The following is a 24,187-nucleotide window of genomic DNA, read 5'->3' on the forward strand; positions in this document are numbered from 1 at the left end:
TGGCAGTGGTAGGGCGGGTCGTTGATGGCCGGGTTCTGCGGCCGGAATTCTATCTGGAGTGACGAGAATGAGCCTGCGCGAGAAAGTCCGGCAGCTGGTCGAGACGCGCATATTCGAGCGCTTCATCATCGCCGTGATCGTGATCAATGCCATCGGGCTGGGGCTAGAAACCTCGCCGACGGTCATGGGCAGCTTCGGCGGTGCGATCCGCCTTCTCGACACCATTGCGCTCGGCATCTTCGTGATCGAGCTCGGTCTCAAGCTGTTCGCCTATCGGCTGGGTTTCTTCAGGAGCGGCTGGAACGTCTTCGATCTCGCCATCGTGACCGTCGCCCTGATGCCTGCATCCGGCGCATTCTCCGTCCTGCGCGCGCTACGTGTCCTGCGTGCATTGCGACTGATCTCGGTCGTGCCGAGCATGCGCAAGGTTATCGTCGGTCTGTTCAGCGCGATCCCCAGCATCGGCACCGTGATCGTCATGCTGCTGCTGCTGTTTTACATCAGCGCGGTCATGGCCACGAAGCTATTCGGCGAGGCCTTCCCCGAATGGTTCGGCAATCTCGGCGCCTCGCTCTATTCGCTGTTCCAGATCATGACGCTAGAGAGCTGGTCGATGGGGATCGTACGGCCGGTAATGGAGGTCTACCCTTATGCTTGGGCGTTCTTCGTGCCTTTCATCCTGCTCACCAGCTTCATCGTGCTCAACCTCTTCATCGGTGTCATCGTCAACGCCATGGCTGAGGCTACGGAAGACGAGGCGCATGACGAGCGCGAGGAAATCATCCATCAATTGAAGCTGTTGCGAGAAGAGGTTGCGCAGCTGCGCCGAGACGGCGATCATTGACCAGCTTTCACCGCTTGGAGGATCGACGATGAAACGGTTTGTGCTCGGACTTCTTGCGGTCATCGCCATAATTGTCATCGGGCTGGCGGGCTACGGCTTGTGGCTCGGCCGCGATGGCGATCTGGTCACCCCGCAGGGCGAAGGGACGATCGCGATCGCCAGCGGCGAGTACGAGGCTTTCCCGCTCCCGGCCTATGCCTCAGACGTCCTGCCCGACGGCACCAAGAGCTACTTCGTCGAGCCCGAACCCGGCATCAAGATCCACGTGCTCGAAGTCGGGACGGGCTATCCGGTCTATCTCCAGCACGGCAACCCGACCAATGCGCTTCTCTATCGCAAGGTTGCCGCCCAGCTGCCGCTCGACACTTATCGCCTGATCATGCCGACGATGCCCGGCCTGGGATTCTCGTCGAAGATCCCGGCAAGCGAGCACACTCTCGACAATCACATGCGCTGGATGGCTGGGGTCCTTCAGGAGCTCGCGATCGAAGAGGTCATCTACGTCGGCCAGGACTGGGGTGGTCCTGTGGGAATGGGCGCGCTAGCCCGCACCCCGGGTATCCTCAAGGGCGCGGTTGTGATGAACACCGGCTTCGCAGCGCCGACCGAAGAGCGAAACCTGTCCGACGCGCATGCCATGGCAAACCGCCCGATCATCGGCGAGCTGGCGATCGGGGGCTTTCACCGCTTTGGCCGCGATTGTCCGCGATCCAGGGCGATCCCGACTCCATGCCGGAGGATGTGATCGCGCTCTACAGCGAGCCGGTAGTCCAATCAGGAAACGAAAAAGCCCCGCTTGCGCTCATGCGGATGGTCCCGACCGGGCCGGACCATCCAAGTGCCGAGCAGATGCGCGAAATCGAGGCCTATGTCGAAACGCTGGATATTCCCGCCGCGCTGGTCTGGGGAATGCGCGATCCGATCCTGGCCTCGGGGCTGGAGCGCATGCAGGCATTCTTCCCCGATGCACCCGTGACCGAGACCGAAGCCGGTCACTTCCTGCAGGAAGAGGTGCCCGAGGAAATCGCCGCTGCGATCGTGACCGTGCATGGCGAGCTGACCGCCGACAGTACGGACGATCAATAACGCCGATTCCCTGTGGAAACGCCCCTCCCTATGGGCCGCGCGCATTGCTAAGCCGGTGGGATGTCCGACGCCAAGACTTTAGATGATTCTGATCCTTTCGACGCGATCGTCGATGCGCCTTTCGATAGCGCACTTTCCGAGCGCTATCTGGTCTATGCGCTTTCCACGATCACCGCGCGTTCGCTGCCGGACCTGCGCGATGGGCTGAAGCCCGTTCATCGCCGCCTCTTGTGGACGATGCGGCAACTCAAGCTCGATCCTGCAAGCGGGTTCAAGAAGTCGGCCCGCGTCGTGGGCGAGGTGATCGGCAAGTACCACCCGCATGGCGATACCGCCGCCTATGACGCGATGGTTCGCCTCGCGCAGGATTTTGCGCTGCGCTATCCGCTGGTCGAAGGGCAGGGGAACTTCGGCAATATCGACGGCGATAACGCCGCCGCCTATCGCTACACCGAGGCGCGGCTGACCAAAACGGCGATGCGCCTGATGGAAGGTCTCGACGCGGGCACGGTCGACTTCATTCCGACCTACAATAACGAGGAAGAAGAGCCGGAGATCATGCCGGGCCTCTTCCCCAACCTGCTCGCCAATGGCGCGAGCGGGATTGCAGTCGGCATGGCGACCAACATTCCCAGCCACAACGTCGCAGAAATCGTCGATGCGACGTTGGAAGTGATCGACAATCCGCATGTCGAACACGCGCGGCTGATGGAAATCTTCAAGGGGCCGGACTTCCCCACGGGCGGCGTCGTTCCCGAAAGCGCCGAGGTGATCAGCCACGCCTATGAAACGGGTCGCGGGTCCTTCCGCGTGCGCGGTCGCTTCCATGCGGCGGAGGCGGAGAAGGACGAGGACAAGGCTGACGGCATCGAGCGGCTCGGCGGCGGCCAGTGGCAGCTGGTCATCTCCGAAATTCCCTACCAGGTCGCCAAGGGCAAGCTGATCGAGCAGATCGCGCAGGCGATCGCAGACAAGAAGCTGCCGATCCTCGAGGATGTGCGCGACGAGAGCGACGAGCAGATCCGCATCGTGCTGGTCCCGCGCAGCCGCAATGTCGATCCGGAGCTCCTGAAGGAGAGCATCTACAAGCTCACCGACATGGAGACGCGCTTCGGCCTCAACCTCAACGTGCTCGACCACACGCGCACGCCGATGGTGATGGGGCTGAAGGAACTGCTCGACAACTGGATCGCCAGCCAGATCGACATCCTCCAGCGCCGCAGCCAGCACCGGCTCGACCAGATCGCGCGGCGGCTGGAGCTGGTCGAAGGCTACATCATCGCCTTCCTCAACCTCGACCGCGTGATCGAGATCATCCGCACCGAGGACGAACCCAAGCCGGTGATGATGGAGGAGTTCAAGCTCACCGACCGGCAGGCCGAGGCGATCCTCAACATGCGTCTGCGCAGCTTGCGCAAGCTGGAAGAAATGCAGCTTCGGGGCGAGAAGGACGAACTGCTCAAGGAGCAGGACGAACTCGAGAAGCTGCTCGGTAGTCCGGCCCGCCAGCGCACGCGCCTCAAGCGCGATCTCAATGCGCTGCGGAAGGAGTACAGCGAGGACACCGATCTCGGGCGCCGTCGCACCACCATCGAGGAAGCGGCACCCGCGGTCGAATTCAGCATGGACGCGATGATCGAGAAGGAGCCGGTCACGGTCATCCTCTCGCAGAAGGGCTGGGTGCGCGGGGCCAAGGGTCACCTGCCGCTCGACCAGGAGTTCAAGTACAAGGAAGGTGACGGGCCTGCCTTCGTGCTCCACGCGCAGACCACCGACAAGCTGCTGCTGATCGGCGACGACGGGCGCGTGTTCACGCTGGGCGCGGACAAGCTTCCGGGCGCGCGCGGCTTCGGCGAACCGGTGCGCAACACGCTCGACATCGACGGGGCGGCGCAGATCGTGTCGGTCATCGTCCACCGTGAAGGGCAGGAAGTCCTGCTGGCAGCCAGCACGGGCAAGGGCTTTGCCGTGACGACCGACCAGATGCTCGCGGAAACCCGCAAGGGTCGCCAGGTGATGAATGTGAAGGACGGCGTGAAGCTCGTCGTCGCGCGTCCGATCGCCAAGGAGCACGATCACGTCGCCGTGGTCGGCGAGAACCGCAAGCTGGTCGTCTTCAATCTCGAGGAACTGCCGCGCCTTGCGAAGGGACAGGGCAACAAGCTGCAGAACTACCGCGACGGCGGCCTGTCGGACGCGACGACCTTCACCATGGAGGAAGGTCTCAGCTGGGCGATGGGCGGCAAGGGCGACCGGACGCGCACCGAGACCGAGATGTGGCAATGGAAGGTCGCGCGTGGCGGGGCCGGACGCCTGCCGCCGCAGGGCTTCCCGCGCGACAACACCTTCGGCTGAATCAAAGGACCGGCGGTGCTGGATAGCACCACCGGTCCCTTGCACCCCGGTTTCCCGGGAGACCGATCTTGTCGGATTACTCGGCTGCGCCGTCAGCGGCCATTTCGGCCTGCTTCGCACGGGCCTGAGCCGGGGTGAGGATTTCCGCACCTTCGGCGACCGGCGTGGTGTTCGCGGCGATGTCGGCTGCAGTGTAGAGAGCTATCAGGGCGCCTTCGGGCGACACGGCGAAGCTGTCCTTGGTGAGCGTGATGATGCCGGCGTCGTTCTTGACGATGGCCATGCCTTCGCTGTCGACGGTGTAGATCGAACCGACAGGCTGACCGTCGGCGCTGACTACTGCTGCGCCTTCGACGAGGGCTGCGTCGAGCTTGGCTGCTGCTTCAGCGAGCTGCGCGTCCATCATGCCATCGAGCTGGGCTTTGGTGACGGTGATCGTCGGGCCGGCTTCGCCCTGACCGTACATTTCGACGCCGAGGGGAACCTCGTGCTTGCCGGTGTCGAGAACGGCCTGGCCGTTTTCAACCGAAACGATGGTGCCGACTTCGTTGCCTTCGGGACCGGTCACGGTGGCACCGGCAACGACCTGTTCGTTGGCGAGGGCTGGGGTGGCGGCGAGGGCAACGGCTGCAACAGCCAGCTTGGCGAATTTCATGTGACGAACTCCTAGATGTATTCAACTTATAGTTTCGCGACCCGCGGCAAGACGCGTCGCGAACGACCAAAATGGAAAGAGCGGAGACGAGAGTGGATGTCCCGATGTGATCCGCGTGCCCCCTCCGGGGAAAGCGGACCGCTCTATGGCAAGGCGGACGCAAAATCGCAACCGCGCTAGGGAAAGGTTATGCTGCAGTGCAGCTTAAGCAAAGCTGAAGATAGTGTTTCGCCAAGTGAAACCAGTATCTTGGCTGCAGTCAGCCGCTCGCCAGTTCCTGATCGAGCAGTTCCAGGACCCGGCCCCTATCGGGGAACCGTTCCTCCACCCAGCGCTTTTCGACTGCCTGAAGGATCTCGCGCGACCTGCGGTCCCTTGCCGACACCGCGTTCGACGATTTCACCGCCCTTGAGCGGGAAATCGGGTGCTTCCCAGCCCTCGAGCGGGGCAGGGTCGCCGCGGGTCAGCAGCACGCGGTCGCGTGCGCAATCGACACCTTCGAAATAGGCGAGTGCGAGCGGATTCTCGCCGTCCTTGCTGTCGCGCTTGGCGACGCAGGCGAGCCGTTCGCGCTGCTTGCGCGAGAGGCGCAGGCGGGCCGAGACCGCCTCAGCCACGGTTGGGACCGGCGGCAGCATCGCCGCGAGCCTGCGCATTCCGTCAGGGGCGACTCCATGCTCTCGCTCCTGCCGCACGAGTTCGGCGAGCTTTTCCGCCTCGCGCGCCGTGCACTCGGGCAGCACCTCCTGCATCACGCCAAGCTCGCGCATCTTGAAGACGGTGAGCGAAGGATCGGGCAGGGCGAGCAGGTTGAGCAATTCCCATCCCACGCGCTCGCGGCTCAGGCCCTTGAGAGTGGAGGCCAGATCGCGGCTGGCGTCGGTCGCCTCTTCGTCCCAGTCGTCGCCGAAACGGGTCTGGAAGCGGAAGTAGCGCAGGATGCGGAGATGGTCCTCGCGGATACGCTCGCGCGCATCGCCAATGAAGCGCACGCGGCCGTTCGCAAGATCCTCGACCCCGCCGAAATAGTCGCTGATCTCGAGCGTTTCGGGATGGGCATAGAGCGCGTTGATCGTGAAATCGCGGCGCGAGGCATCCTCTTTCCATTCCTGCGCGAAGGCGACGGTTGCACGGCGTCCATCGGTGGAGACGTCTCGGCGCAGCGTGGTGATCTCGACCACGCCATCGGGCAGCACCGCGGTGATCGTGCCATGGTCGATGCCGGTCGGAACCGTGCGGATGCCGGCCTCGCGGCAGCGGTCGATCACCTCTGCCGGAAGCAGCGGTGTCGCAAGGTCGATATCGTGGATGTCCTTGCCGAGCAGCGTGTCCCGAACCGCCCCGCCGACATAGCGCGCATTGTCCGCGCCCAGCGCGGCGATCAGCTGCGCGAGGTCGTCTCGCTTTGTCCAGGGTGCTTGCGGAAGGCTCGTCATGGTGCTGCGGCCTTTAGCAGGTCAATCGAACCACGCCAGACGGCGCGAGAGATTGATGCAGATCGCCGCGGTCACGCCCCAGATGCGGTAGCCTTGGTGGTCCATCTCGTAATAGCGCCGCATGGCGCCTTTCCAGAAGACCTCGTTTTCCTGCCAGCGCGTGCGATCCATCAGGTGATCGAGCGGGGCTTCGAACCAGCTTTCGACCTCGCGCGGATCGGGTCGGATGGCGAGATCGGCGGGGACGGTTGCGAGCACAGGCGTGATGTCGAAGCCGGTACCGGTCTGGTAGCGGTCGGTCGTCCCGATCACATTGACGTGTTTCTCGCGGATGCCGAGCTCTTCCCACGCCTCGCGCAGGGCAGCCTCGACCGCGTCCTCGCCCGCGTCGATCTTGCCACCCGGGAAAGCGACCTGTCCCGGATGGTCGCGCATCGTGCGCGGGCGCTGGGTGAGGAAGACTGTCGGGTTCTCCTGCTCGGTCACTGCGATAAGCACGGCGGCATCGGCGGTGCGGTCGAGATCGGCAAAGCGCGCATCGGAAAGCAGATCCTCGATGTCGCGCGAATGGCCCTGTTCGAACAGGTCGGTCAGGCGGTGGAAGAGCCTGCTCATGCGGGCAGGAGCGAGAAGGTCTCGCCGCCGCTGGTCACCGTCCAGTCGTCACCCTTCTCGAGCGCGATCTTGGCAATCTGCTCGTAGGTCGAGCGGTTGAGGCGGGCCTCGCAGCCGCGGCGGACATGGACATAGAGCGCGGGGTGATCTGGATCGCCCTCTGCGCGGATCGAATTGTCAGGCCCGGCAACGACAAGCTCGTCGGTGTTGAGACGGAAGGCGAGATCGCCCTCGGTCTCACTCACATCGGTGGCAATGAAGCAGGCGTCCTCCACCTCGATCGAGAGCTTCTGGTAGGGCACGACCAGCCAGTAGCTGCCGTCCTCTTCACGGTTCAGCAGGCCGGCAAAGGCGCGGACCATTGCGGGCCGAGTAATCGGGCTGCCGTCATGAAGCCAGGTCCCGTCGGCCTTGATGACCATGCGGCTGTCGTCGACATTGTCGGGCGACCATTGTTCGACGGGCGGCAAGCGGCGTTCGGCCACGGCCTCCGCGATCTGGGCGAGCGACATTCCGGCGAGTTCGGGGGCGGTGTGTAGACCATCGATGCTGCAACCGATGGCAGAGCCGGAGCCCTCGTTCAATCCTTCGCGGCCTGCGAAGTCTCGCTGGTCCATGGGCCGAGCATCCCTTCGGCGGGCAGGATCGATGGATTTCCCGTGCGCAGCAGCAGGCGATGGCGCTCGAAAGGACCGGGGCAGTGCCAGTTGCCGGTGTGCTCCGCGGTAAAGCCCCACTGGCCGTAATACTCGGGATCGCCGATCAGCACTTGCGGGAAAGGCGGGGCGCCCTCGTCGAAGGCCGCGTCTATCGCGCCGAGGCTGGCCGCCATCAGCGCCTTGCCGAAACCTTCGCCTTGCCGCCCGGGCATCACCGCGACCGGGCCAACCATGATCAGCGGATGCGGGCGACCCTTGGGATCGGTCAGTGCGACAGGCCACAGCTGGATCGAGCCGACGAGATATTCCTCGTCGTCGAGCGCTGCAAAGCTGTGGCCGGGCAGGAAGTCCACACCCTCGCGGATCCGGTAGGCGGTGCGTGCATGGCGCTGTTCGCCGAAAACGGCATCGAGCAATTGCTCGACCAGTGCGGAATCGACCGCGGAAAGGGGAACCAGTGTCGCCATGGGCCGCGCCGATTAGGCGCGAGTCCCAAGAGAGTCGATCAATTTCGCCTTATTCGGGGCGAAGCTCGAGCAGTCGCCCGCCCGGTCCGTCCTCGAGCACCCACAGCGCGCCATCGGGACCTTCGATTACCGAGCGGATGCGGTTGTCCATCTCGTAGCGTGCCACTTCGCTGCCGGTGTCGCCATCGATGGCCACGCGCACCAGTGCCTGCGAGGCAAGACCCGAGATCAGCGCATCGCCGGCCATTCCGGCAAACAGGTCGCCCTTGTAGAACACCATGTTGCCCGGCGCGATAACCGGCGTCCACGTGATGACGGGCTTTGTGAAACCGTCATCCGCCGTATGGTCGGGAATGTCGCGGCCATCGTAGTGGTCACCGTTCGAGCGGGTCGGCCAACCGTAGTTCGCGCCGCGCTGCACAAGGTTGAGCTCGTCACCGCCCGCCGGTCCATGCTCGATTTCCCACAAGCGACCATCCGCGTCGAAATCCATGCCGAGGATATTGCGGTTGCCGTAGGTCCAGATCTCGTCGCCGAACGGATTGCCCGCTGCCGCAGTGCCGTCGAGATTGAGGCGGACGATGCTGCCGAGCGTGTTCGAACGATCCTGCGCGGGCTCGAGCTTCTGCCGGTCGCCGCTCGCGACGAACATATACCGCTCGTCGGGGCTGAAAACGATGCGGTGCGAATAGTGGCCGCGGCCGGTCGTCTTGGGTGACTGACGCCAGATCACGTCCAGCCCCTCGATCCGGCATTCGTCGGCGACTTCGCACACCAGCATGCCGCGCCCGACAACTGCGCCGCGCGTATCGTCGGCACCGGCTTCGGCCCAGCTCAGGTAAATCGTACGGCGGTCGATGGTATCGGCTGCCTGGCTCTGGAGGAAGGCGACATCGCCAAGTCCTCCCTGTCCGCCGTAATCGACCTGCGGCAGGCCGGTGATCGTGCCCATCCGGTTCGTGGCAGTGTCGACGAACTTCGCCGTTCCTGCCTTTTCGGTGATGACCAGCACATCGGTGCCCGGAATGAAAGCCGAAGCCCAGGGGCGCTCGAAAGTGCCGCGTTCGGTGATCGAGAAGCTTCCGTCAAAGGAGGGGGAAGGGGCAGGGGTCGACACAGCGTCATTTCCGTCGCCGCCGGTGGAATACCCGGAGCCGCAGCTTGCGGCCATCAGCAGGGGGGATAGGGTGGCGGCAAGGACGGTAAGGCGCTTCATGTTTTCATCAACTCCCGCAAAAGGTCTGGGCAGTGCGCCGCTCGTCATAGGCGTAGACGAAGCCGGGCGCGGCCCCTTGGCTGGTCCCGTTGTCGCTGCCGCCGTGGTGCTGTGCAAGCCCTGTCCGGGCGGCCTCGACGATTCCAAAAAACTCTCCGCACAGAAGCGTTCCAAGCTGGAGCCACAAATCCTTTCGCGCTGCGCGTGGGGGCTGGCAGTCGTGGAGCCCGAAGAGATCGACCGGCTCAATATCTTCGGCGCGACCATGCTGGCGATGACGCTGGCGACGCGGCGCTGTGTCGAGGCGCTTGGTCAGGAGCCGGTCGAAGTCCTGATCGATGGCAACATGACCCCCGAAGGCCGCCGCGAGGAGTGGCGCTGGCCGGCACGCGCGATCGTCGGCGGTGACGGCAAGGAGGCGTGCATTTCGGCTGCCTCCATCCTCGCCAAGGAATACCGCGACCGCATCATGGTCGAGGCTGCAAAGGCGCACCCGCAATACGGCTGGGACAGCAACAAGGGCTATGGTTCCAAGGGCCACATGGAAGCGCTGCGGATCCATGGCCCGACGCCGCTTCACAGGCGAAGTTTTGCGCCGGTCAGCCAGATGGTGCTGCTCTGATCGGCGCGGGTTAAACCCTTCCTAAACCTGTTTGGCGGTAGCAACTCTTTGTCATTGCAGGGGAGTTTCTATGACAATCCAACGGCCCGTGTTCGGTCGCAAGCGGTCGAGCGCTACCTCCGTTCCGCCGCATCCGGGGCCGGATGACGACGGCGTTTCGCGGATCATTCCCAAATCGGTTTGGGACGGGCCATCGGGCGATTTCCTGAGGGAGCTCGGCAAGAGCCCGGACGATGCCTCGAACATGATGCCGACCAAGGATCTGGTGCAGGCTCGCCACGATGCGGCATTCGCGCAGCAGACCCAGTTCGTCGACCGGGTCAATTCCCAGCTGCCCGATGGAACGAGCGTCGGCCCCTATGCGATGATCCCGTGGAGCGTCTGGCAAACGGAGTTCGGCCAGATGCTGATGGTGAACTGCGAGTTCTATCCAACCCAGCCGTGGAACACGATGCTGCTGCCCGATGACGAACGCAGTAGCTTTGTGCTCGATCTGCCGGTTCATCCCGGCGCCTATCCAGCAACTCTGCAGCCGGCCATCGAACGGTATCTCGCAGAGTTTCGCGAGGAACTGGACGCTGCGCGCGCGTATACCGATGAAAGCTTCGCCCGCGGCGAAATGGACCTCAAGGTCTTCGGCGAGGCGCTCGACAAGCTGAAATCGAATGTCGTTGCGATGGCTCATTCGATGACCTCGATCACCTTTGGCGAAGAGGTTTACGACCGGCACCTGCGGATGTTCGGCGAAACGCTCGGCTGGCCATTCGCCAAACGGCTGATGGGAAAATAGCGGCTGCCGAGTCTTTCGCGTCACACCCCACCATCTTGAGTCCGCCGAATTGGCGCGGACTCAACATATGGTGGGGGACTCCTTTCGTTCTCCTATGGTTAACACCATCTTTAAAGTTGTGCGCTAAAAGACTGTCTTGACTGGGAGTCCCTTTGGACTCACCCTGTGGATAACTACTGACAGGGGAATGATGATGGCGGTCCTGGAGACCACGAAGACGCGCGCCAAGACGGCTGCGAAGGCGAAACCGAAGCAGATGTCGGTGGAACTGCCCCTGGGGCAGATCCTCGATGGCGACTGCATCGAAGCTATGCGCTCTATCCCCAGCGCTTCGATCGATCTCGTTTTTGCGGACCCGCCGTACAACCTCCAGCTCGGCGGCGATCTCAACCGGCCCGACGGCAGCCACGTCGATGCGGTGACCGACGATTGGGACAAGTTCGACACCTTCCAGCTCTATGACGATTTCACGCGCGACTGGCTGACCGAGGCCAAGCGCATCCTCAAGCCCGACGGCGCGCTGTGGGTGATCGGCAGCTACCACAATATCTACCGCGTCGGCGCGATCCTTCAGGACCTCGGCTTCTGGATCCTCAACGACATCGTGTGGCGCAAGTCGAACCCGATGCCCAACTTCCGCGGCACCCGCTTCACCAATGCGCACGAGACGCTGCTGTGGTGTTCGCAGGGCGAGAAGGCGAAGTACCACTTCAACTATCGCGCGATGAAGACGCTCAATGACGAGCTCCAGATGCGCAGCGACTGGGTCCTGCCGATCTGCAACGGCGCGGAGCGCCTGAAGGAGGGCGGCCACAAGGTCCACCCAACGCAAAAGCCCGAAGCGCTGCTCTACCGCGTGCTGCTCTCGACCACCGAGCGCGGCGACGTGGTGCTCGACCCCTTCTTCGGCACCGGCACCACGGGTGCGGTCGCCAAGCGCCTGGGCCGCGAATGGATCGGCTGCGAGCGCGAGGGCGTCTACCGCGACGCGGCGATCAAGCGCATCGAGAAGGAACTCCCGCTCGACGAAAGCGCGCTCACCACGATGCAGTCCAAGCGCAATGCGCCCAAGGTCGCATTCGGCGCGCTGGTGGAAAACGGGTTCATCAAGCCGGGCACCGAAGTCTTCGACAAGAAGCGCCGCTGGAAGGCACTGGTCCGCGCCGACGGCTCGCTCGAACACGGCAAGCAGACCGGTTCGATCCACGGCCTCGGCAAGGAATTGCAGGGTGCGCCCAGCTGCAACGGCTGGACCTTCTGGCACTACGAGAACGGCGGCGAAGTTAAACCGATCGACGCCGCGCGCCAGCTCTACCTGTTGGCGGTTGAAGATTAACGCGTCAGTGCCAAGGTAGCTGTATTGAGGTCAGCTATTCGTTGTCGCTGCGACGCCGGCGAATGACCGATCTTGGGTGGATAGCGGTCACTCGGCAGTATCAGCCGGGCTTGATCGCTCCTCGATTTCGCGCCGCACAGCCCTAGCTTTCCTTGCCTTCTCACGGTCGACTTCAACCTTCCGCGCCTGTTCTGCCAAGCCCCGCCATGTCTTTTCGGCCTGAAGATGGCGCTCCTTTACATTCGAAAGTGTAGCGCCTTTTGCTTCGGAAGCTGCGTCCTCCGCCCTGGCTTTGTAAAACGCATAGGACTGACTCATGGCGTAGCTCCCGAAGTCAAACCCGCATAAGTGAGATGCCCCTTCCGTGCGCCGGGTCGCAGAAGCACACGGAAGGGACCAGCGAAACCTGCTAGTCGGCGGCCGAAAGGTTGACCGCGCTCACTTTACCGTTGCGGCCAGTCTCGACTTCGTAATTTAGGCGCTGCTCTTTATCGAGCGTTTGCATTCCGGCGGCTTGCACCGCGGTCACATGCACGAAATCATCTGACGAACCGTCGTCGGGCTGGATAAATCCATAGCCCTTGTCGCTGTTGAAGAATTTGACTGTTCCGGTCTTACTCATGTTCGGGTCCTTTCAAGAACACTTGTGTTGCCTCGCAGCAGCGTGCTGCGAAGATCGTGCGTAAAATCGTCCGATGAAAGGAAGTCGTCGTAAGAATAGCGCCGGAGCCAATGAAGGCAGATGGCGATCGTCAAAATCCGAAGTCCGTCGCAAATTTCGACGTCAGCAAGCCTTGATTAGCACTATCATTGCAATGAGAAAACAGTTTCAAACATTTTTCGTACAAGGTGGCGAATAAATGTTATACGATTTTCCATCGCGGTAGGATTCCTGCAAGATCGCGACTGAGAGACACGTTGCGCTCCCGCCAATTGGGAGGACGCCGACGTGGATCTCAATCAACTATATCGCGACCACCAGACGGCGCGAATGCGCGCCGGTGCCGCTGTTTCAGAAGGTTTCCGTGAAACCTGCCTCAGCGATGCCGCACGCCTGGCACGCAAAATCGCCCAGCATCAGGTCTCCTTGGGCGCCGCAGCAGCGGCGGCATGGACGGCGATGGGCAGCAAGCGAAATCTCAAAACGGAAATTGCCTCGGGACGTGCAAGTGCGAGCACGGGTGCCCCTCCAAGCGCCTTACAGCGTGGTGATGATGAGGGTCCGGAAGGACTCAATCGGCAACGTGAAACGTCGCGATTGGCGATGCTCGTATTGGGAAGAGTTGCAGCAATTGAATTCATGAACGGCGAAAATTCGGCCTTGGGGGGACGTCCCATCGATATCGCGCGGGCTAGTGAAGAAGGCCGTGCGCGCATCGAGACTCAGCTCTTAGAACTGACGTTGAACGCAGAATAATCAAATCGGTCACGAAATGCGGCAGTCGGCTGCGACAGAGCGACCCAAGGGGTTAGGCGGAATACACGTGTTTGACCCCCTCCTATCAGGCCTCCATTTCATTTGAGATGGGGGCCTTTTTTCTCCGTTTAGATGAGGCCTTCGAACCTTCGGGATTCGTACTCACTCGCATGTTGAGGCCCGCGAACGTCCGCAATCGGGTCGCCAGCGGCTGGACTGCTTTTGGCACGGTCCTGCTCCCGCAAGACGGTCACGAACAGGTAGGGCAGCGAGCGTAGGAAACCGGCATCAACAGGCCAGGATTAGGTTCGGTTCGAGCGTTCAGTGCCGAGAAACCTCGATTATGCGATATGGAAGGCATGAATATTCGTGCCTTCATCCTTACCCCAATCATGCTCCTATCGGCTTCGGCACTTGCTTCCGAGGGCAATTGGGGTTGGCAGATCGGCCCCGAAATCCGAGGGAAGAACTATTCGGTGGGTATGCCCGCCACGATGTCTAAGGGCCAAGCAGGACCCGCCTTCGACTTTCCAACCAGTCGGCACGGTCAGGTAAAGTATATCACGAAGCAGACGGGCCCACTCACGCACGCTCGTAGCATGACCATAACGTATCGCATCGATGCTTCACCGAGCACGCGCTTCATTCCGACTGAAAGGCCAGGGGCGCCAGCCATCCTGAGCCTCTACTTGCAGAGGGGCGGTGATAACTGGTCGGGCCGAGGAAAGTACTCGGCCTACCGGTGGTATTCGGCGCCCGAGAAGACGGTACCGCTCTCGCCAGGCCAGCACACTCTTACCGTCGATTTGGTCGATGACTGGATCCCGGTAACCGGTGGACGCACGCAGGACATGCGTGGATTTCGTTCAGCTTTGCAGAATGCGGAGACTGTCGGGTTCGTACTGGGCTGGTCCGGTGGCCGCGGGCATGGGGTGTATGCAACAGGCCCAGCCCGCTTCACCTTGCTCGATTTCCAGATCAGGTAGCCGACGCAGCGGGACCGCCACATTCGCAGTGACACCCGTTCGCCTTTTCACTAGGTCGCCACGATGACAAACTGGTTCATCATCTATTCCGAGACGAAGCGTGCGATTGGCGACTACTTCGCCGCATCTGAAGCCTTGCTACACCTTCACGCCGGCCTGTTGATTTTCTTTCTCGGGTCGTTGCTCTTCAGGCGCCGAATGAGATCGTGGGTTCCCATCGGCCTGGTGTATGTCTTTGCTTTCGCAAACGAACTGGCCGATCTGTTCACGCCTGACAAACACTACGGCGTGTTTGCTCCCCTGGTCGACATCGCAAATACGGTATTCTGGCCGAGCCTTCTCTTTCTTCTGGCTCGCCGGCGGATCCTGAAGGCGTAGGGAGAAACGAAGCCGTGTCCACCGGCTCGGCGAACGCCGAAGGCTAACTGCCGGACGCATGCAATCAGCTCGTCAGGCGCCAGGCAGCATTGTCTACGCATTGGCCGGCTCTGCGCCGACCGGTCTGGCAAGGAACCTTGTGTCCTACTCTCCTGATCCACGCTAGATCCGGCCAAATGTGTCGACCACTACCGATCTCCACCGCAGCCCGGGAACGGGTCGGCTTTGCGGCAATTGCTTTTCTCTCGCAGGACCGTGTTCCATCTGTTCCATCCTGTGGGGCACCTGCTAGGGCGGTCCAACCATGAGTGATCGCGTCTACATCCGCCCCATCGGCCTCGTGCCCGGTCCCCAAAGCGAGCATGGCAATGCCATCCGGCTTGCAGGCTCGATGGCCTATGCCAGCCGCTTCGCCGTGATCCTGCGGCGCGACGGCGAGATCGTCGAGCGCTGGCTCGCTGCGCCGGACACCATCGACGATGTCATGGGCGCGCTGCCCGACAGTGTCGGCGGCGATGCCGAGCAGCAGTGGGCCAACCTCACGCTGGCGCATCCGCCGCTGGAACTGGGCTCGCGCACGGTGCGGCTCGACCAGCCGCAGGTCATGGGTATCCTCAACGTGACGCCCGACAGCTTCAGCGATGGGGGCGCGCATGACAGCCCCGAAGCTGCGCGCGAGGCGGCCGCGGCGATGGTCGAGGCAGGCGCCAGCATCATCGATGTGGGCGGAGAGAGCACGCGGCCTGGCGCGAAAGCTGTCTGGGAAGGCGACGAGATCGAGCGAGTCGTCCCCGCGATCGAAGCCTGCACTGCGATGGGTGCGGCGGTCAGTATCGACACGCGCAAGGCCGCCGTCATGGAAGCCGCGCTCGATGCGGGCGCTGCACTGGTGAACGACGTATCGGGTCTCACCCATGATCCGCGCAGTGCCGAGGTCATCGCCTCGCGCGGCTGCCCCGTCGTGCTGATGCATGCGCCGGGGACGGGCGAGGACCTGCACGAGGGCGGCGAGTATTCGAGCGTCGTGTTCGATGTTTTCGACGAGCTTCGCAGCCGCCGCGACGAGGCGCTTGAGGCGGGCATCGACGCCAGCCGTATCCTGCTCGACCCGGGCATCGGCTTCGGCAAGAGCCTTGCCGACAACCTCGCGCTGTTCAACGCGCTGCCGCTGTTCCACGCGCTCGGCCACCCGCTGTTGCTGGGTGCGAGCCGCAAGCGCCTGATCGGCGCGCTCTCGAACGAGGCGGGCGCGGGCGAGCGGCTGGGCGGCAGCATCGCGCTGGCAGTGAAGGGCATGGACGCGGGCGTTCAGTTGCACCGCGTCCACGATGTCTCGGAAACCGTCCAGGCGCGCAATGTCTGGCGCGGCCTGCGCGATGCGGCGCTGACGGACTTCGGCGACCTTCCGGGCTAGGGGCTTGGCAACAGCTCTCCCCGCACCCTGCGATGAAACCGTAGGCAGGCGCGAGAGCGAGCAGACCTGCACATCTCCGCGCGGCACGCTGGTCGCCACGGTGCTTGGATCGAGCCTCGCCTTCATCGTCGGTTCGATCATCAACGTGGCGCTGCCCGCCATGCGCGCGGAGTTCGGAACCGATGCGGCCGGTGTGCAGTGGATCGTCAACGCGTACCTCCTGCCGCTATCCGCGCTGATGCTCTTGGGCGGCGCGATTGGTGACCATTACGGACGCAAGCGGGCCTTCATCCTTGGCCTGCTCGCTTTCACTGCGGCGAGCCTCGGCTGCGCGCTCGCACCGAGCCTTGAATGGCTGCTCGCCGCCCGCTTCGTGCAAGGCGTCGGAGCTGCCTTCCTCGCTCCGAACAGCCTCGCGATCCTCGCCGATGCCTTTACTGGCGAAGAGCGCGGCAAGGCGATAGGCACATGGGCTGCGGCAGGTGCCATCGCGGGTGCGGCAGCGCCGCTCATCGGCGGGTTCGTGGTCGACAACCTCGACTGGCGCTGGGCCTTTGCGATTGTCCTCCCGCCCGCGCTCGCATGCTGGTGGGTTGCTGCGCGCAGCATCACCGAGAGTCGCGAGGACGAGGAAGATCGTGCAGGGCTGGACTGGCTCGGGGCTTCGCTTGCCACGCTTGCACTCGCGCTCGTCGTCTTCGCGCTGATCCGCGCGCCCGAAGCGGGATGGACTGCCGCCACGGTGCTCTATCCCGGCATCGGCGGCCTGGTCGCAACTGGCGCGTTCCTGATTGTCGAGCGGCGCCGCAAGCTCGATGCGATGATCCCGCTCGGTATCTTCGGATCGAGCAGCTTCGGCGGCATCTCGATCCTGACGCTGCTGCTCTATGCGGCGCTCGGCGGGCTTCTCGTGGTGCTGCCTTACATGCTCATCAACAGTTTCGGGTACAGCGCGACCAGGGCTGGGGCAGCGATCTTGCCGTTCCCGCTGATCATGGGCCTGCTCAGCCGCAGCATCGGGGGCATGGCGACCAGTTTCGGCCTGCGCCGGGCGATGACGCTGGGCCCGCTCGTGGTGGCCGGAGGTTTCGTGCTCCTTGCGCTGCTGCCGAGGCCCGAACTCGATTACTGGCGCCAGCTGCTGCCGGGTATCGTGGTGATGGCCCTTGGCATGGCCTTGTGCGTCGCGCCGCTTACGACGGCGGTGATGAACGCGGTCGATGCGCGCTATACCGGCGTTGCCTCTGGCGTGAACAACGCGACTTCGCGCACCGCTGGGCTCATCGCGACGGCGCTGCTGGGCTTCGTCATGACGCGGTTCGACGGTGCAGAGGAGGTCGCGATAGAAGGGTTCTCAGCCGCCGCATGGGTCGCCGCCGCGCTGGCGGTTGCGAGCGCAGCGGCAGCCTGGTCGATGATCGACGAAAAAGCGGTGAGCGGGAAAGCCTAGCCCGGGGAGGCAGCACTGCCTGCCAGTAGCCCGCCGTCGAGGGTGAGCTCGGCGCCGGTCATATAGCCGCTCTCGGGGCTTGCGAGGTAGACGCACAGTGCTGCGACCTCCTCGACCGTGCCGAAACGCTTCAATGGCGTGTCGGCCACCAGCGCGGCCATCTTCGCATCGCGATCGGGCCCGTCGCCCAGCATCGGCTCCCAGATGTCGGTCAGGATCGCGGCGGGATGGATCGAGTTGCAACGGATCGCCCAGCCGTTCTGCGCCGCATAGAGCGCCACCGACTTGGAGTGGTTGCGCATCGCCGCCTTGCTCGCCGCATAGGCCGCTGCACCGGGAATGCCGACGAGGCCGGAGCGGGAGGACATGTTGATGATCGAACCAGTGCCCTTCGCTTTCATGGCTCTCAAGGCATAGCGGCAGCCGAGGAAACAGCCGTCGGTGTTGACTGCGTGGACCTTGTGCCACTCCTCGAGGCTGGCGTTTTCCGGATCGTGCAGAGCGGGCCCGTCCTCGAAGCCAGTTATGCCGGCGTTGTTCACGAGTACGTCGATCGCCGGATAGCGCTCGGCGAAGGCGTCCCAGTCCGCCTCGCTGGCAACGTCGAGCTTTACGAAGGTACTGCCGAGCTCTTCGGCTGCCTTCCTGCCCTCGTTCTCGTCGATATCTGTGAGCACGACGCGCGCGCCCTCTTCGCGGAACGCCGCGCAAACGGCCTTGCCGATGCCGCGCGCGCCGCCGGTTACCACGCAGAGCGTGTCATTCAGTTTTTGCATGATGGATCTTTCGGGAAATCAGGTGACGGAAGGGAACGCATGGTCCCCGCTGTATCATATCCGCCGCGGCGGTCGCCTTAGTTCACCTGACTAGCTCCTCGAAAATGCAGGGGTGCTGCTAGCTTCGAAGCACCCAGACATCAATAGGCGGTGTCGCTTCCCCAACCATTGTAGTCGAGACTTTCGCGGCGAAGCTCTTCCAGTCGCTGCTCGTGAGTACGAGTGGCTGGGGTCCCGTCGTTCATTGCTCGGTAGAGTGCGTTGAGGGCCTGCACGTCAGCGGATGAGAGTGTCACTTGCCCGCTGACCGACGGAAAGACCATGCGAGCCCCATTGCCGGTTTCACCCTCGAAGCGCCCGGAGGCATGCAGCTGGGAGAGGGCCGATTGCATGACCGGGTCATGGAGCGGGGCGGCCAGCTTCGTGTGTTCCATGTTCGGTCGTGCATTCGCTTGACCTGGGGGCGGGTCGACCATGTTCTTCACGCTGCCGATCGCGAAAATCACCAGCGCGAAACCGAAGATCAAGCCAAGACGCTTGGCGAGAGCGATGAGCATGTTGTTTGTCTCAGGCCGCGTTGTCGATGCCGAGGTCGGCCAGCTTGCGGTAAAGCGTCGAGCGGCCGATCCCGAGGCGACGCGCTACTTCGGTCATGCGGCCGCGGTAGTGTCCGATCGCGAGGCGGATGATGTCGGCCTCGATCTCTTCGAGCGGGCGCAGGTTTCCATCGTCCTGGTAGAGCAGAACGCCGAGCCCGCGCGCACGGCTCTCGCCGCGGTCGGCATCGCCGAGAATCTCGGAAAGGTGCGGGAAGCTGTGCGCGGTCAGTGCTTCGCGCTGTTCGTGGACACAGGCGCGGAATAGGACCGTCTGTAGCTGGCGGACATTGCCCGGCCAGTCATAGGCCTCGAGAAGCGACAGGCCGCTGTCGGCGATCGAGTGGTGGGTGAAGCCTTCCTTTTCGCCGATTTCGGCAAGGAAATAGCGCGTCAGAGCCGGAATGTCCGCAGCCCGCTCACGCAGGGGCGGCAGGACGATCCGAGTGGCGGAAAGCTTCTCGTACAGCGCAGCACTGAAGCTGCCGTCGGCGACCATCGGTTCGAGCGGCAAATTGCTGGCGGCAAAGATCCGGACATCGATCTTGAAACCGTGCGCCGCACCTGTCGGGCGGACGATGCCGCTTTTAAGAACCTCAAGAAGCGTTTCTTGCGCCGCGAGTCCCAGCTGTTCGACATCATCGAGCAGTACCGTACCGCCATCGCATTTCTGGAGGACGCCCTCCTGGCGGTCGAAAGCGCCCGCAAAGGCGCCCTTTTCGTGACCGAACAGCGCAGATTCGAGCGCGTTTTCGGCCTGGCCCGCGCAACTGGCGAGCGCGACATCGGTCTTCGCCCTCGTGGATGCATGGTGCATCGCGCGCATCAGCATTTCCTTGCCCGTCCCGCTCTCGCCTTCGATCAGGACATGGCCGTGCCCGCGGGCGGCTGTCGCGGCTTTCGCCAGCGCGGTGCGGAAATTGGTGTCGGTGCCGACCATCGCGTCGAATTCGAGGATCGGAGAGAGCTTCTCGGACAGAGGATGCAGTTCATCGCGCGGGGCGATACTGGGCGTTGCGGTACGCAGCGCCGTGAGCAGGCGTTCGGGCGCGACCGGCTTGATCAGGTAGTCGAGCGCACCGGCACGCATGGCCTCTACGGCGAGCAGGGGCGAGGTGCTTGCGGTGAGCATGATGACCGCGATCTCGGGTCGCTCGGCCTTGATCTGGCGGATGAAATCGCAGGCCGTTTCGCCCGGAACGCGCTGGTCAACGAGTACGGCGGCAATGCTCGTGCCTTCTCCGCCCGTAAGCGCGTCCATCGCGTCGCCGCAATTGTCCACGGTGAGCGAGCGCCAGCTGTCGCGCGCGGCAAGCGTCGACAGGACGCGGCTCTGCGCCGGTTCGTCATCGATCAGCAGGAGGACGCGGCTGTCATCCTTGGCCATTGGCTCTAGCTCCTTCGGCAGCCGCACGATTGCGGCTTCGGCATCGCCTCGGCCTAGCAAAAAGGGGTAAAGGGGCGATTAAGCCTCTGCACAGGCCCTCGTTTGGCCTTCGGGAGCGCGTGCCGCACTTGTCGATCCGCAAAGTGCGCGATAGACCCCGCTTCAACAACCTAATCACACGAGGGAAATAGAGATGGGTTCCGCAAACGACCGGAAGGCGCACGAAAAGACTTACGGCTCCTTCATCGACATGTTGAAGTGGGTGGTTCCGCTTCTCGCGATCATTACGGCAGTAGTCGTCATCCTGATTTCCAACTGAGCCTGCGGCCCATGCAGATCGCGGTGCTCAAGGAGCGTGCGGCCGGCGAGAGCCGGGTCGCCATGACGCCCGAAACGGTGAAGAAATTCACCGGGCTGGGTGCCACGGTCGCGGTCGAGGAAGGTGCGGGGGCCGGAGCCTCCATCCCGGACGAGGCTTTCGGGGAAGCAGGTGCAGAAGTGCTGGCGGGCGACAAGGCAGTCGCTGGCGCCGACATCGTGCTCGGCGTGCAGGCGCCCGAGGTTGCCGCATTGTCGGGCGCGAAGGATGGCGCCTGGGTGGCAGCGACCTTCGACCCGTTCCGCAATGGTGAACTCGTCGAAGCCTATGCCAAGGCCGGTTTCGAGGCGCTTTCCATGGAATTCATGCCGCGCATCACGCGTGCGCAGAGCATGGACGTGCTCTCAAGCCAGTCGAACCTTGCAGGCTACAAGGCGGTGATCGCCAGCGCCGATGAATATGGCCGCGCATTCCCGATGATGATGACCGCAGCAGGCACGGTGCAGGCTGCCAAGTGCTTCGTCATGGGCGTGGGCGTTGCAGGGCTTCAGGCGATTGCGACCGCCAAGCGGCTGGGCGCGCAAGTAAGCGCGACAGACGTGCGCTCGGCCACGAAAGAGCAGATCATGTCGCTCGGCGCGAAGCCCGTCTTTGTTGAAAGCGTCGAGGGTATCGAAGGCGAAGGTTCGGGCGGCTATGCCACCGAAATGAGCGAGGAGTACCAGAAGGCGCAGGCCCAACTGGTCAGCTCGCACATCGCCAAGCAGGATATCGTCATCACCACCGCGCTGATCCCGGGTAGGCCCGCTCCGCGGCTGATCTCGGACGCGCAGATCGCCACGATGAAGCCGGGCAGCGTGATCTTCGATCTCGCCGTGGCGCAGGGCGGCAATGTCGAGGGCTCGAAGCCCGACGAGACCGTGGTGAAGCACGGCGTGAAGATCATCGGTTTTTCGAACACCCCCGCGCATCTCGCGGCAGACGCTTCGGCGCTGTTCGCGCGCAACCTCTACAATTTCCTGTCCGCCTTCTGGGATACTGAGACAGGCAAGCCCGTGCTCGACGAGGAAATCGGCGATGCCGTACGGCTGACGCAAGGCGGGAAGGTCGTGAACGAGAGGCTGGCGGGTTAGGTGATGGGCAAGATCGGCTGGCTGGCATTCGCAGCGTTGCTGCTCGTCGGGATCGCATTCCTCTCCTACCGGGCCGGGTACACGGTCGGTGCCGATATGGCTGAACGAGACAACAGAGCGGAGGCCGCCGACTAATGGACTTTATTTCTATCCTGTCGATCTTCGTGCTGGCGTGTTTCGTCGGCTATTACGTAGTCTGGTCGGTCACGCCCGCGCTGCACACGCCGCTGATGGCGGTGACCAACGCGATTTCCTCGGTGATCATCGTCGGTGCGCTGATTGCGGCGGCCGAGGCGGGTAGTCCGATTGCCAAGTGGCTGGGGCTTGCCGGCGTCGTCCTCGCCAGCATCAATATTTTCGGCGGCTTTGCCGTCACCGAACGCATGCTCGCCATGTACAAGAAGAAGGAGAAGAAGTGATGCATCGCCTTCTCCTTGCCGCGCCCTTCCTGGCGCTGGCTTCTCCGGCCCATGCCGCAACCGGTGAGGCAGTGAACCCGTGGGTTGCGCTCGCCTATCTCGTGGCAGGCGTTTTCTTCATCCTCGCGCTGCGCGGGCTCTCATCGCCTTCGACGAGCCGGACCGGTAACCGCTTCGGGATCATCGGCATGCTGATCGCCGTGGTCACGACGCTGGTGACGCACGACATCGCCAATATCGTCGAGATCGGGATCGCCATTTTCCTCGGCGGGATCATCGGCTTCACCATCGCGCGCAGGATTGCGATGACCGCGATGCCCGAACTGGTCGCGGGCTTCCACTCGCTGGTCGGCCTTGCAGCAGTGCTGGTGGGTTGGGCGGCCTATCTCAATCCGGGCGCTTTCGGCCTGCTGGTCGATGGGGGGATTTCTCCGGTCAGCAAGGTCGAGATGGGCCTCGGTATCGCCATCGGTGCGATCACCTTCTCGGGCTCGGTGATTGCCTTTGCCAAGCTTTCGGGCCGGATGAGCGGATCGCCGATCCTGCTGCCTGCTCGCCATGTGATCAATCTCGGCACGCTTGCGGCGATCATCGTGCTGACCGCGCTCTTCGCGCTGGCGGGACCGAACGACACGATGCCGCTGATCGTTGCGCTGACCGTGCTCGCATTCCTCATCGGGTTTCTGCTGATCATCCCCATCGGCGGGGCGGACATGCCGGTCGTGGTGTCGATGTTGAACTCCTATTCGGGCTGGGCAGCCGCTGCGATGGGCTTCACGCTCGGTAATACGGCGATGATCATCACCGGCGCGTTGGTCGGTTCTTCGGGTGCGATCCTGAGCTACATCATGTGCCGCGCGATGAACCGCAGCTTTATCTCCGTAATCGCGGGCGGCTTCGGCGCTGACGCGAGCGCGGGCGGGGGCGAGGCGAAGGAGCAGCGCCCCTACAAGCAGGGCAGCGCCGCCGATGCGGCCTTCATGCTCGAACAGGCAGAGAAGGTCATTATCATCCCGGGTTACGGCATGGCGGTGGCGCAGGCGCAGCATGCGCTTCGCGAAATGGCGGACCTGCTGGAGGAAAAGGGCGTGGAGGTGAAGTACGCCATCCACCCCGTCGCCGGACGCATGCCGGGGCATATGAACGTGCTCCTCGCCGAGGCTAGCGTGCCTTACGAGAACGTGTTCGAGCTGGAAGACATCAACTCCGAGTTCGCGCAGGCCGACGTCGCCTTCATCATCGGCGCGAACGATGTGGTGAACCCGGCTGCCAAGACCGACAAGTCGTCGCCCATCTACGGCATGCCGGTGTTCGACGTGGACAAGGCCAAGCAGGTCTTCTTCATCAAGCGCTCGATGGGCGGCGTGGGCTATGCGGGCGTCGACAACGACGTCTTCTACATGGACCAGACGATGATGCTGCTGTCCGACGCGAAGAAGATGGTCGAGGAAATCGTGAAGGCGATCGACTAGCCTAATGCGCAAGACACTGATTGCTATCATCCTGCTGGCGCTCGTCGGCATCGGCCTGTGGGGCTATTTCGGCGGCTTCGAGCGGGTCACCGCGGCACGCATAGAAAGCGCTCTGGTGGAGCGCGGCGTGCCGCAGCCGGTCGCCGCCTGCATGGGCACACGCCTTTCCGAACGTCTCACGATTGACCAGCTCCGCGAGCTGGAGCGCCTCCGCGTGCGCGAGAAGGAGGCGGGCCTTCCGACAAGCACGATCGAGTTCCTCGAGCGGCTTCGCACTGTCGAGGATGCAGAGGTGATCGAGGTCGTCGGCTCCTCAGCCGCGATTTGCGCGTTCTCGCGCGGATAGCGCCACTTGCAAT

The 24,187-nt window shown here is 63.2% G+C and carries 28 protein-coding genes; 17 read left to right on the forward strand and 11 right to left on the reverse strand.

Annotated elements, in window-relative coordinates:
• The first annotated feature begins 67 nt into the window (after nucleotides 1–67).
• Genes ACZ1G8_RS09680 through parC form a run of 4 tightly spaced genes read left to right on the forward strand, consistent with a single transcriptional unit; the run spans nucleotide 68 to nucleotide 4,285 of the window.
• On the forward strand, nucleotides 68–844 hold the full coding sequence (locus ACZ1G8_RS09680; protein WP_472679213.1) for an ion transporter: 777 nt from the start codon (nucleotides 68–70) through the stop codon (nucleotides 842–844).
• A gap of 28 nt (nucleotides 845–872) precedes the next feature.
• Nucleotides 873–1,589, forward strand: coding sequence for an alpha/beta fold hydrolase (locus ACZ1G8_RS09685; RefSeq protein ID WP_472679214.1), 717 nt, complete (start codon nucleotides 873–875; stop codon nucleotides 1,587–1,589).
• Nucleotides 1,574–1,930 carry a hypothetical protein gene (locus tag ACZ1G8_RS09690; RefSeq protein WP_472679215.1) on the forward strand — a complete coding sequence of 119 codons (357 nt, stop codon included), beginning with the start codon at nucleotides 1,574–1,576 and terminating at the stop codon, nucleotides 1,928–1,930. Before ACZ1G8_RS09685 ends, ACZ1G8_RS09690 begins: the two co-directional genes overlap by 16 nt.
• Before the next feature lie 60 nt (nucleotides 1,931–1,990).
• Nucleotides 1,991–4,285 carry a DNA topoisomerase IV subunit A gene (parC, locus tag ACZ1G8_RS09695; RefSeq protein WP_472679216.1) on the forward strand — a complete coding sequence of 765 codons (2,295 nt, stop codon included), beginning with the start codon at nucleotides 1,991–1,993 and terminating at the stop codon, nucleotides 4,283–4,285.
• Between the two features lie 76 nt (nucleotides 4,286–4,361).
• Here parC and ACZ1G8_RS09700 read toward each other — a convergent pair whose 3' ends face one another.
• The 6 genes from ACZ1G8_RS09700 to ACZ1G8_RS09725 all read right to left on the reverse strand — a co-directional run bounded on the left by ACZ1G8_RS09700 (nucleotide 4,362) and on the right by ACZ1G8_RS09725 (nucleotide 9,333).
• Nucleotides 4,362–4,940 (reverse strand): hypothetical protein, encoded by a 579-nt coding sequence (locus tag ACZ1G8_RS09700; protein WP_472679217.1) that lies wholly within the window; start codon nucleotides 4,938–4,940, stop codon nucleotides 4,362–4,364.
• 305 nt (nucleotides 4,941–5,245) lie between these two features.
• Complete coding sequence (locus ACZ1G8_RS09705; RefSeq protein WP_472679218.1) at nucleotides 5,246–6,376, reverse strand: CCA tRNA nucleotidyltransferase; 1,131 nt, start codon at nucleotides 6,374–6,376, stop codon at nucleotides 5,246–5,248.
• Nucleotides 6,377–6,397: 21 nt separating this feature from the next.
• Nucleotides 6,398–6,991 carry a CoA pyrophosphatase gene (locus ACZ1G8_RS09710; RefSeq protein ID WP_472679219.1) on the reverse strand — a complete coding sequence of 198 codons (594 nt, stop codon included), beginning with the start codon at nucleotides 6,989–6,991 and terminating at the stop codon, nucleotides 6,398–6,400.
• Nucleotides 6,988–7,608 (reverse strand): DUF1285 domain-containing protein, encoded by a 621-nt coding sequence (locus ACZ1G8_RS09715; RefSeq protein WP_472679220.1) that lies wholly within the window; start codon nucleotides 7,606–7,608, stop codon nucleotides 6,988–6,990. Before ACZ1G8_RS09715 ends, ACZ1G8_RS09710 begins: the two co-directional genes overlap by 4 nt.
• Entirely contained in the window at nucleotides 7,572–8,117 is a 546-nt protein-coding gene (locus ACZ1G8_RS09720; RefSeq protein ID WP_472679221.1) for a GNAT family N-acetyltransferase, read from the reverse strand. Before ACZ1G8_RS09720 ends, ACZ1G8_RS09715 begins: the two co-directional genes overlap by 37 nt.
• A 49-nt stretch (nucleotides 8,118–8,166) precedes the next feature.
• Nucleotides 8,167–9,333, reverse strand: a complete 1,167-nt coding sequence (locus ACZ1G8_RS09725; RefSeq protein WP_472679222.1) for a PQQ-dependent sugar dehydrogenase — start codon at nucleotides 9,331–9,333, stop codon at nucleotides 8,167–8,169.
• Here ACZ1G8_RS09725 and ACZ1G8_RS09730 point away from each other — a divergent pair.
• The 3 genes from ACZ1G8_RS09730 to ACZ1G8_RS09740 all read left to right on the forward strand — a co-directional run bounded on the left by ACZ1G8_RS09730 (nucleotide 9,332) and on the right by ACZ1G8_RS09740 (nucleotide 12,081).
• The gene (locus ACZ1G8_RS09730) at nucleotides 9,332–9,955 is read left to right on the forward strand and encodes a ribonuclease HII (RefSeq protein WP_472679223.1); all 624 of its coding nucleotides are present in this window, start codon (nucleotides 9,332–9,334) and stop codon (nucleotides 9,953–9,955) included. The two genes, ACZ1G8_RS09725 and ACZ1G8_RS09730, sit on opposite strands and share 2 nt — an antisense overlap.
• Before the next feature lie 70 nt (nucleotides 9,956–10,025).
• A complete protein-coding gene (locus ACZ1G8_RS09735; RefSeq protein WP_472679224.1) occupies nucleotides 10,026–10,745 on the forward strand; it encodes a hypothetical protein in 720 nt (239 codons plus the stop codon).
• A gap of 190 nt (nucleotides 10,746–10,935) precedes the next feature.
• On the forward strand, nucleotides 10,936–12,081 hold the full coding sequence (locus ACZ1G8_RS09740; protein ID WP_472681235.1) for a DNA methyltransferase: 1,146 nt from the start codon (nucleotides 10,936–10,938) through the stop codon (nucleotides 12,079–12,081).
• 87 nt (nucleotides 12,082–12,168) lie between these two features.
• On the opposite strand, the gene ACZ1G8_RS09745 is transcribed toward ACZ1G8_RS09740, so the two are convergent.
• Together ACZ1G8_RS09745 and ACZ1G8_RS09750 are read right to left on the reverse strand one after the other, a co-directional pair.
• A complete protein-coding gene (locus ACZ1G8_RS09745) occupies nucleotides 12,169–12,399 on the reverse strand; it encodes a hypothetical protein (RefSeq protein WP_472679225.1) in 231 nt (76 codons plus the stop codon).
• A gap of 91 nt (nucleotides 12,400–12,490) precedes the next feature.
• A complete protein-coding gene (locus ACZ1G8_RS09750) occupies nucleotides 12,491–12,703 on the reverse strand; it encodes a cold-shock protein (protein WP_221553546.1) in 213 nt (70 codons plus the stop codon).
• A gap of 327 nt (nucleotides 12,704–13,030) precedes the next feature.
• Here ACZ1G8_RS09750 and ACZ1G8_RS09755 point away from each other — a divergent pair, with 327 nt between their 5' ends.
• The 4 genes from ACZ1G8_RS09755 (at nucleotide 13,031) to ACZ1G8_RS09770 (ending at nucleotide 17,726) form a co-directional block, all read left to right on the forward strand.
• The gene (locus ACZ1G8_RS09755; RefSeq protein WP_472679226.1) at nucleotides 13,031–13,498 is read left to right on the forward strand and encodes a hypothetical protein; all 468 of its coding nucleotides are present in this window, start codon (nucleotides 13,031–13,033) and stop codon (nucleotides 13,496–13,498) included.
• Between the two features lie 1,049 nt (nucleotides 13,499–14,547).
• A complete protein-coding gene (locus ACZ1G8_RS09760) occupies nucleotides 14,548–14,862 on the forward strand; it encodes a hypothetical protein (protein WP_472679227.1) in 315 nt (104 codons plus the stop codon).
• Nucleotides 14,863–15,166: 304 nt separating this feature from the next.
• A complete protein-coding gene (gene folP, locus ACZ1G8_RS09765) occupies nucleotides 15,167–16,276 on the forward strand; it encodes a dihydropteroate synthase (RefSeq protein ID WP_472679228.1) in 1,110 nt (369 codons plus the stop codon).
• Nucleotides 16,277–16,280: 4 nt separating this feature from the next.
• Complete coding sequence (locus ACZ1G8_RS09770) at nucleotides 16,281–17,726, forward strand: MFS transporter (RefSeq protein ID WP_472679229.1); 1,446 nt, start codon at nucleotides 16,281–16,283, stop codon at nucleotides 17,724–17,726.
• On the opposite strand, the gene ACZ1G8_RS09775 is transcribed toward ACZ1G8_RS09770, so the two are convergent.
• The 3 genes from ACZ1G8_RS09775 to ACZ1G8_RS09785 form a co-directional block, all read right to left on the reverse strand.
• Nucleotides 17,723–18,502: an SDR family oxidoreductase gene (locus ACZ1G8_RS09775; protein WP_472679230.1), complete on the reverse strand. Its 780-nt coding sequence runs from the start codon at nucleotides 18,500–18,502 to the stop codon at nucleotides 17,723–17,725. The genes ACZ1G8_RS09770 and ACZ1G8_RS09775 overlap by 4 nt on opposite strands.
• A gap of 140 nt (nucleotides 18,503–18,642) precedes the next feature.
• Entirely contained in the window at nucleotides 18,643–19,059 is a 417-nt protein-coding gene (locus ACZ1G8_RS09780; protein ID WP_472679231.1) for a hypothetical protein, read from the reverse strand.
• Between the two features lie 10 nt (nucleotides 19,060–19,069).
• Nucleotides 19,070–20,485, reverse strand: coding sequence for a sigma-54-dependent transcriptional regulator (locus ACZ1G8_RS09785; protein ID WP_472679232.1), 1,416 nt, complete (start codon nucleotides 20,483–20,485; stop codon nucleotides 19,070–19,072).
• A gap of 193 nt (nucleotides 20,486–20,678) precedes the next feature.
• On the opposite strand from ACZ1G8_RS09785, the gene ACZ1G8_RS09790 reads away from it, so the two are divergent.
• Genes ACZ1G8_RS09790 through ACZ1G8_RS09815 form a run of 6 tightly spaced genes read left to right on the forward strand, consistent with a single transcriptional unit; the run spans nucleotide 20,679 to nucleotide 24,174 of the window.
• On the forward strand, nucleotides 20,679–20,804 hold the full coding sequence (locus ACZ1G8_RS09790) for an aa3-type cytochrome c oxidase subunit IV (protein WP_221429000.1): 126 nt from the start codon (nucleotides 20,679–20,681) through the stop codon (nucleotides 20,802–20,804).
• A gap of 11 nt (nucleotides 20,805–20,815) precedes the next feature.
• Entirely contained in the window at nucleotides 20,816–21,937 is a 1,122-nt protein-coding gene (locus tag ACZ1G8_RS09795) for an NAD(P) transhydrogenase subunit alpha (protein ID WP_472679233.1), read from the forward strand.
• Nucleotides 21,938–22,072 (forward strand): hypothetical protein, encoded by a 135-nt coding sequence (locus tag ACZ1G8_RS09800; RefSeq protein WP_472679234.1) that lies wholly within the window; start codon nucleotides 21,938–21,940, stop codon nucleotides 22,070–22,072.
• Nucleotides 22,072–22,356: an NAD(P) transhydrogenase subunit alpha part 2 gene (locus ACZ1G8_RS09805; RefSeq protein ID WP_221428998.1), complete on the forward strand. Its 285-nt coding sequence runs from the start codon at nucleotides 22,072–22,074 to the stop codon at nucleotides 22,354–22,356. Before ACZ1G8_RS09800 ends, ACZ1G8_RS09805 begins: the two co-directional genes overlap by 1 nt.
• A complete protein-coding gene (locus ACZ1G8_RS09810) occupies nucleotides 22,353–23,828 on the forward strand; it encodes an NAD(P)(+) transhydrogenase (Re/Si-specific) subunit beta (RefSeq protein ID WP_472679235.1) in 1,476 nt (491 codons plus the stop codon). Before ACZ1G8_RS09805 ends, ACZ1G8_RS09810 begins: the two co-directional genes overlap by 4 nt.
• A gap of 4 nt (nucleotides 23,829–23,832) precedes the next feature.
• Nucleotides 23,833–24,174, forward strand: coding sequence for a hypothetical protein (locus ACZ1G8_RS09815; protein WP_472679236.1), 342 nt, complete (start codon nucleotides 23,833–23,835; stop codon nucleotides 24,172–24,174).
• Nucleotides 24,175–24,187: the final 13 nt, after the last annotated feature.

It is taken from the genome of Qipengyuania sp. BR81-2, from assembly GCF_055693895.1.

Coding starts and splice junctions, on each gene's coding strand:
- ACZ1G8_RS09680 (WP_472679213.1), top strand. CDS start 68: ATGAGCCTGCGCGAGAAAGTCCGGCAGCTGGTCGAGACGCGCATATTC.
- ACZ1G8_RS09685 (WP_472679214.1), top strand. CDS start 873: ATGAAACGGTTTGTGCTCGGACTTCTTGCGGTCATCGCCATAATTGTC.
- ACZ1G8_RS09690 (WP_472679215.1), top strand. CDS start 1,574: ATGCCGGAGGATGTGATCGCGCTCTACAGCGAGCCGGTAGTCCAATCA.
- parC (WP_472679216.1), top strand. CDS start 1,991: ATGTCCGACGCCAAGACTTTAGATGATTCTGATCCTTTCGACGCGATC.
- ACZ1G8_RS09700 (WP_472679217.1), bottom strand. CDS start 4,940: ATGAAATTCGCCAAGCTGGCTGTTGCAGCCGTTGCCCTCGCCGCCACC.
- ACZ1G8_RS09705 (WP_472679218.1), bottom strand. CDS start 6,376: ATGACGAGCCTTCCGCAAGCACCCTGGACAAAGCGAGACGACCTCGCG.
- ACZ1G8_RS09710 (WP_472679219.1), bottom strand. CDS start 6,991: ATGAGCAGGCTCTTCCACCGCCTGACCGACCTGTTCGAACAGGGCCAT.
- ACZ1G8_RS09715 (WP_472679220.1), bottom strand. CDS start 7,608: ATGGACCAGCGAGACTTCGCAGGCCGCGAAGGATTGAACGAGGGCTCC.
- ACZ1G8_RS09720 (WP_472679221.1), bottom strand. CDS start 8,117: ATGGCGACACTGGTTCCCCTTTCCGCGGTCGATTCCGCACTGGTCGAG.
- ACZ1G8_RS09730 (WP_472679223.1), top strand. CDS start 9,332: ATGTTTTCATCAACTCCCGCAAAAGGTCTGGGCAGTGCGCCGCTCGTC.
- ACZ1G8_RS09725 (WP_472679222.1), bottom strand. CDS start 9,333: ATGAAGCGCCTTACCGTCCTTGCCGCCACCCTATCCCCCCTGCTGATG.
- ACZ1G8_RS09735 (WP_472679224.1), top strand. CDS start 10,026: ATGACAATCCAACGGCCCGTGTTCGGTCGCAAGCGGTCGAGCGCTACC.
- ACZ1G8_RS09740 (WP_472681235.1), top strand. CDS start 10,936: ATGATGGCGGTCCTGGAGACCACGAAGACGCGCGCCAAGACGGCTGCG.
- ACZ1G8_RS09745 (WP_472679225.1), bottom strand. CDS start 12,399: ATGAGTCAGTCCTATGCGTTTTACAAAGCCAGGGCGGAGGACGCAGCT.
- ACZ1G8_RS09750 (WP_221553546.1), bottom strand. CDS start 12,703: ATGAGTAAGACCGGAACAGTCAAATTCTTCAACAGCGACAAGGGCTAT.
- ACZ1G8_RS09760 (WP_472679227.1), top strand. CDS start 14,548: ATGACAAACTGGTTCATCATCTATTCCGAGACGAAGCGTGCGATTGGC.
- folP (WP_472679228.1), top strand. CDS start 15,167: ATGAGTGATCGCGTCTACATCCGCCCCATCGGCCTCGTGCCCGGTCCC.
- ACZ1G8_RS09775 (WP_472679230.1), bottom strand. CDS start 18,502: ATGCAAAAACTGAATGACACGCTCTGCGTGGTAACCGGCGGCGCGCGC.
- ACZ1G8_RS09780 (WP_472679231.1), bottom strand. CDS start 19,059: ATGCTCATCGCTCTCGCCAAGCGTCTTGGCTTGATCTTCGGTTTCGCG.
- ACZ1G8_RS09785 (WP_472679232.1), bottom strand. CDS start 20,485: ATGGCCAAGGATGACAGCCGCGTCCTCCTGCTGATCGATGACGAACCG.
- ACZ1G8_RS09790 (WP_221429000.1), top strand. CDS start 20,679: ATGGGTTCCGCAAACGACCGGAAGGCGCACGAAAAGACTTACGGCTCC.
- ACZ1G8_RS09795 (WP_472679233.1), top strand. CDS start 20,816: ATGCAGATCGCGGTGCTCAAGGAGCGTGCGGCCGGCGAGAGCCGGGTC.
- ACZ1G8_RS09805 (WP_221428998.1), top strand. CDS start 22,072: ATGGACTTTATTTCTATCCTGTCGATCTTCGTGCTGGCGTGTTTCGTC.
- ACZ1G8_RS09815 (WP_472679236.1), top strand. CDS start 23,833: ATGCGCAAGACACTGATTGCTATCATCCTGCTGGCGCTCGTCGGCATC.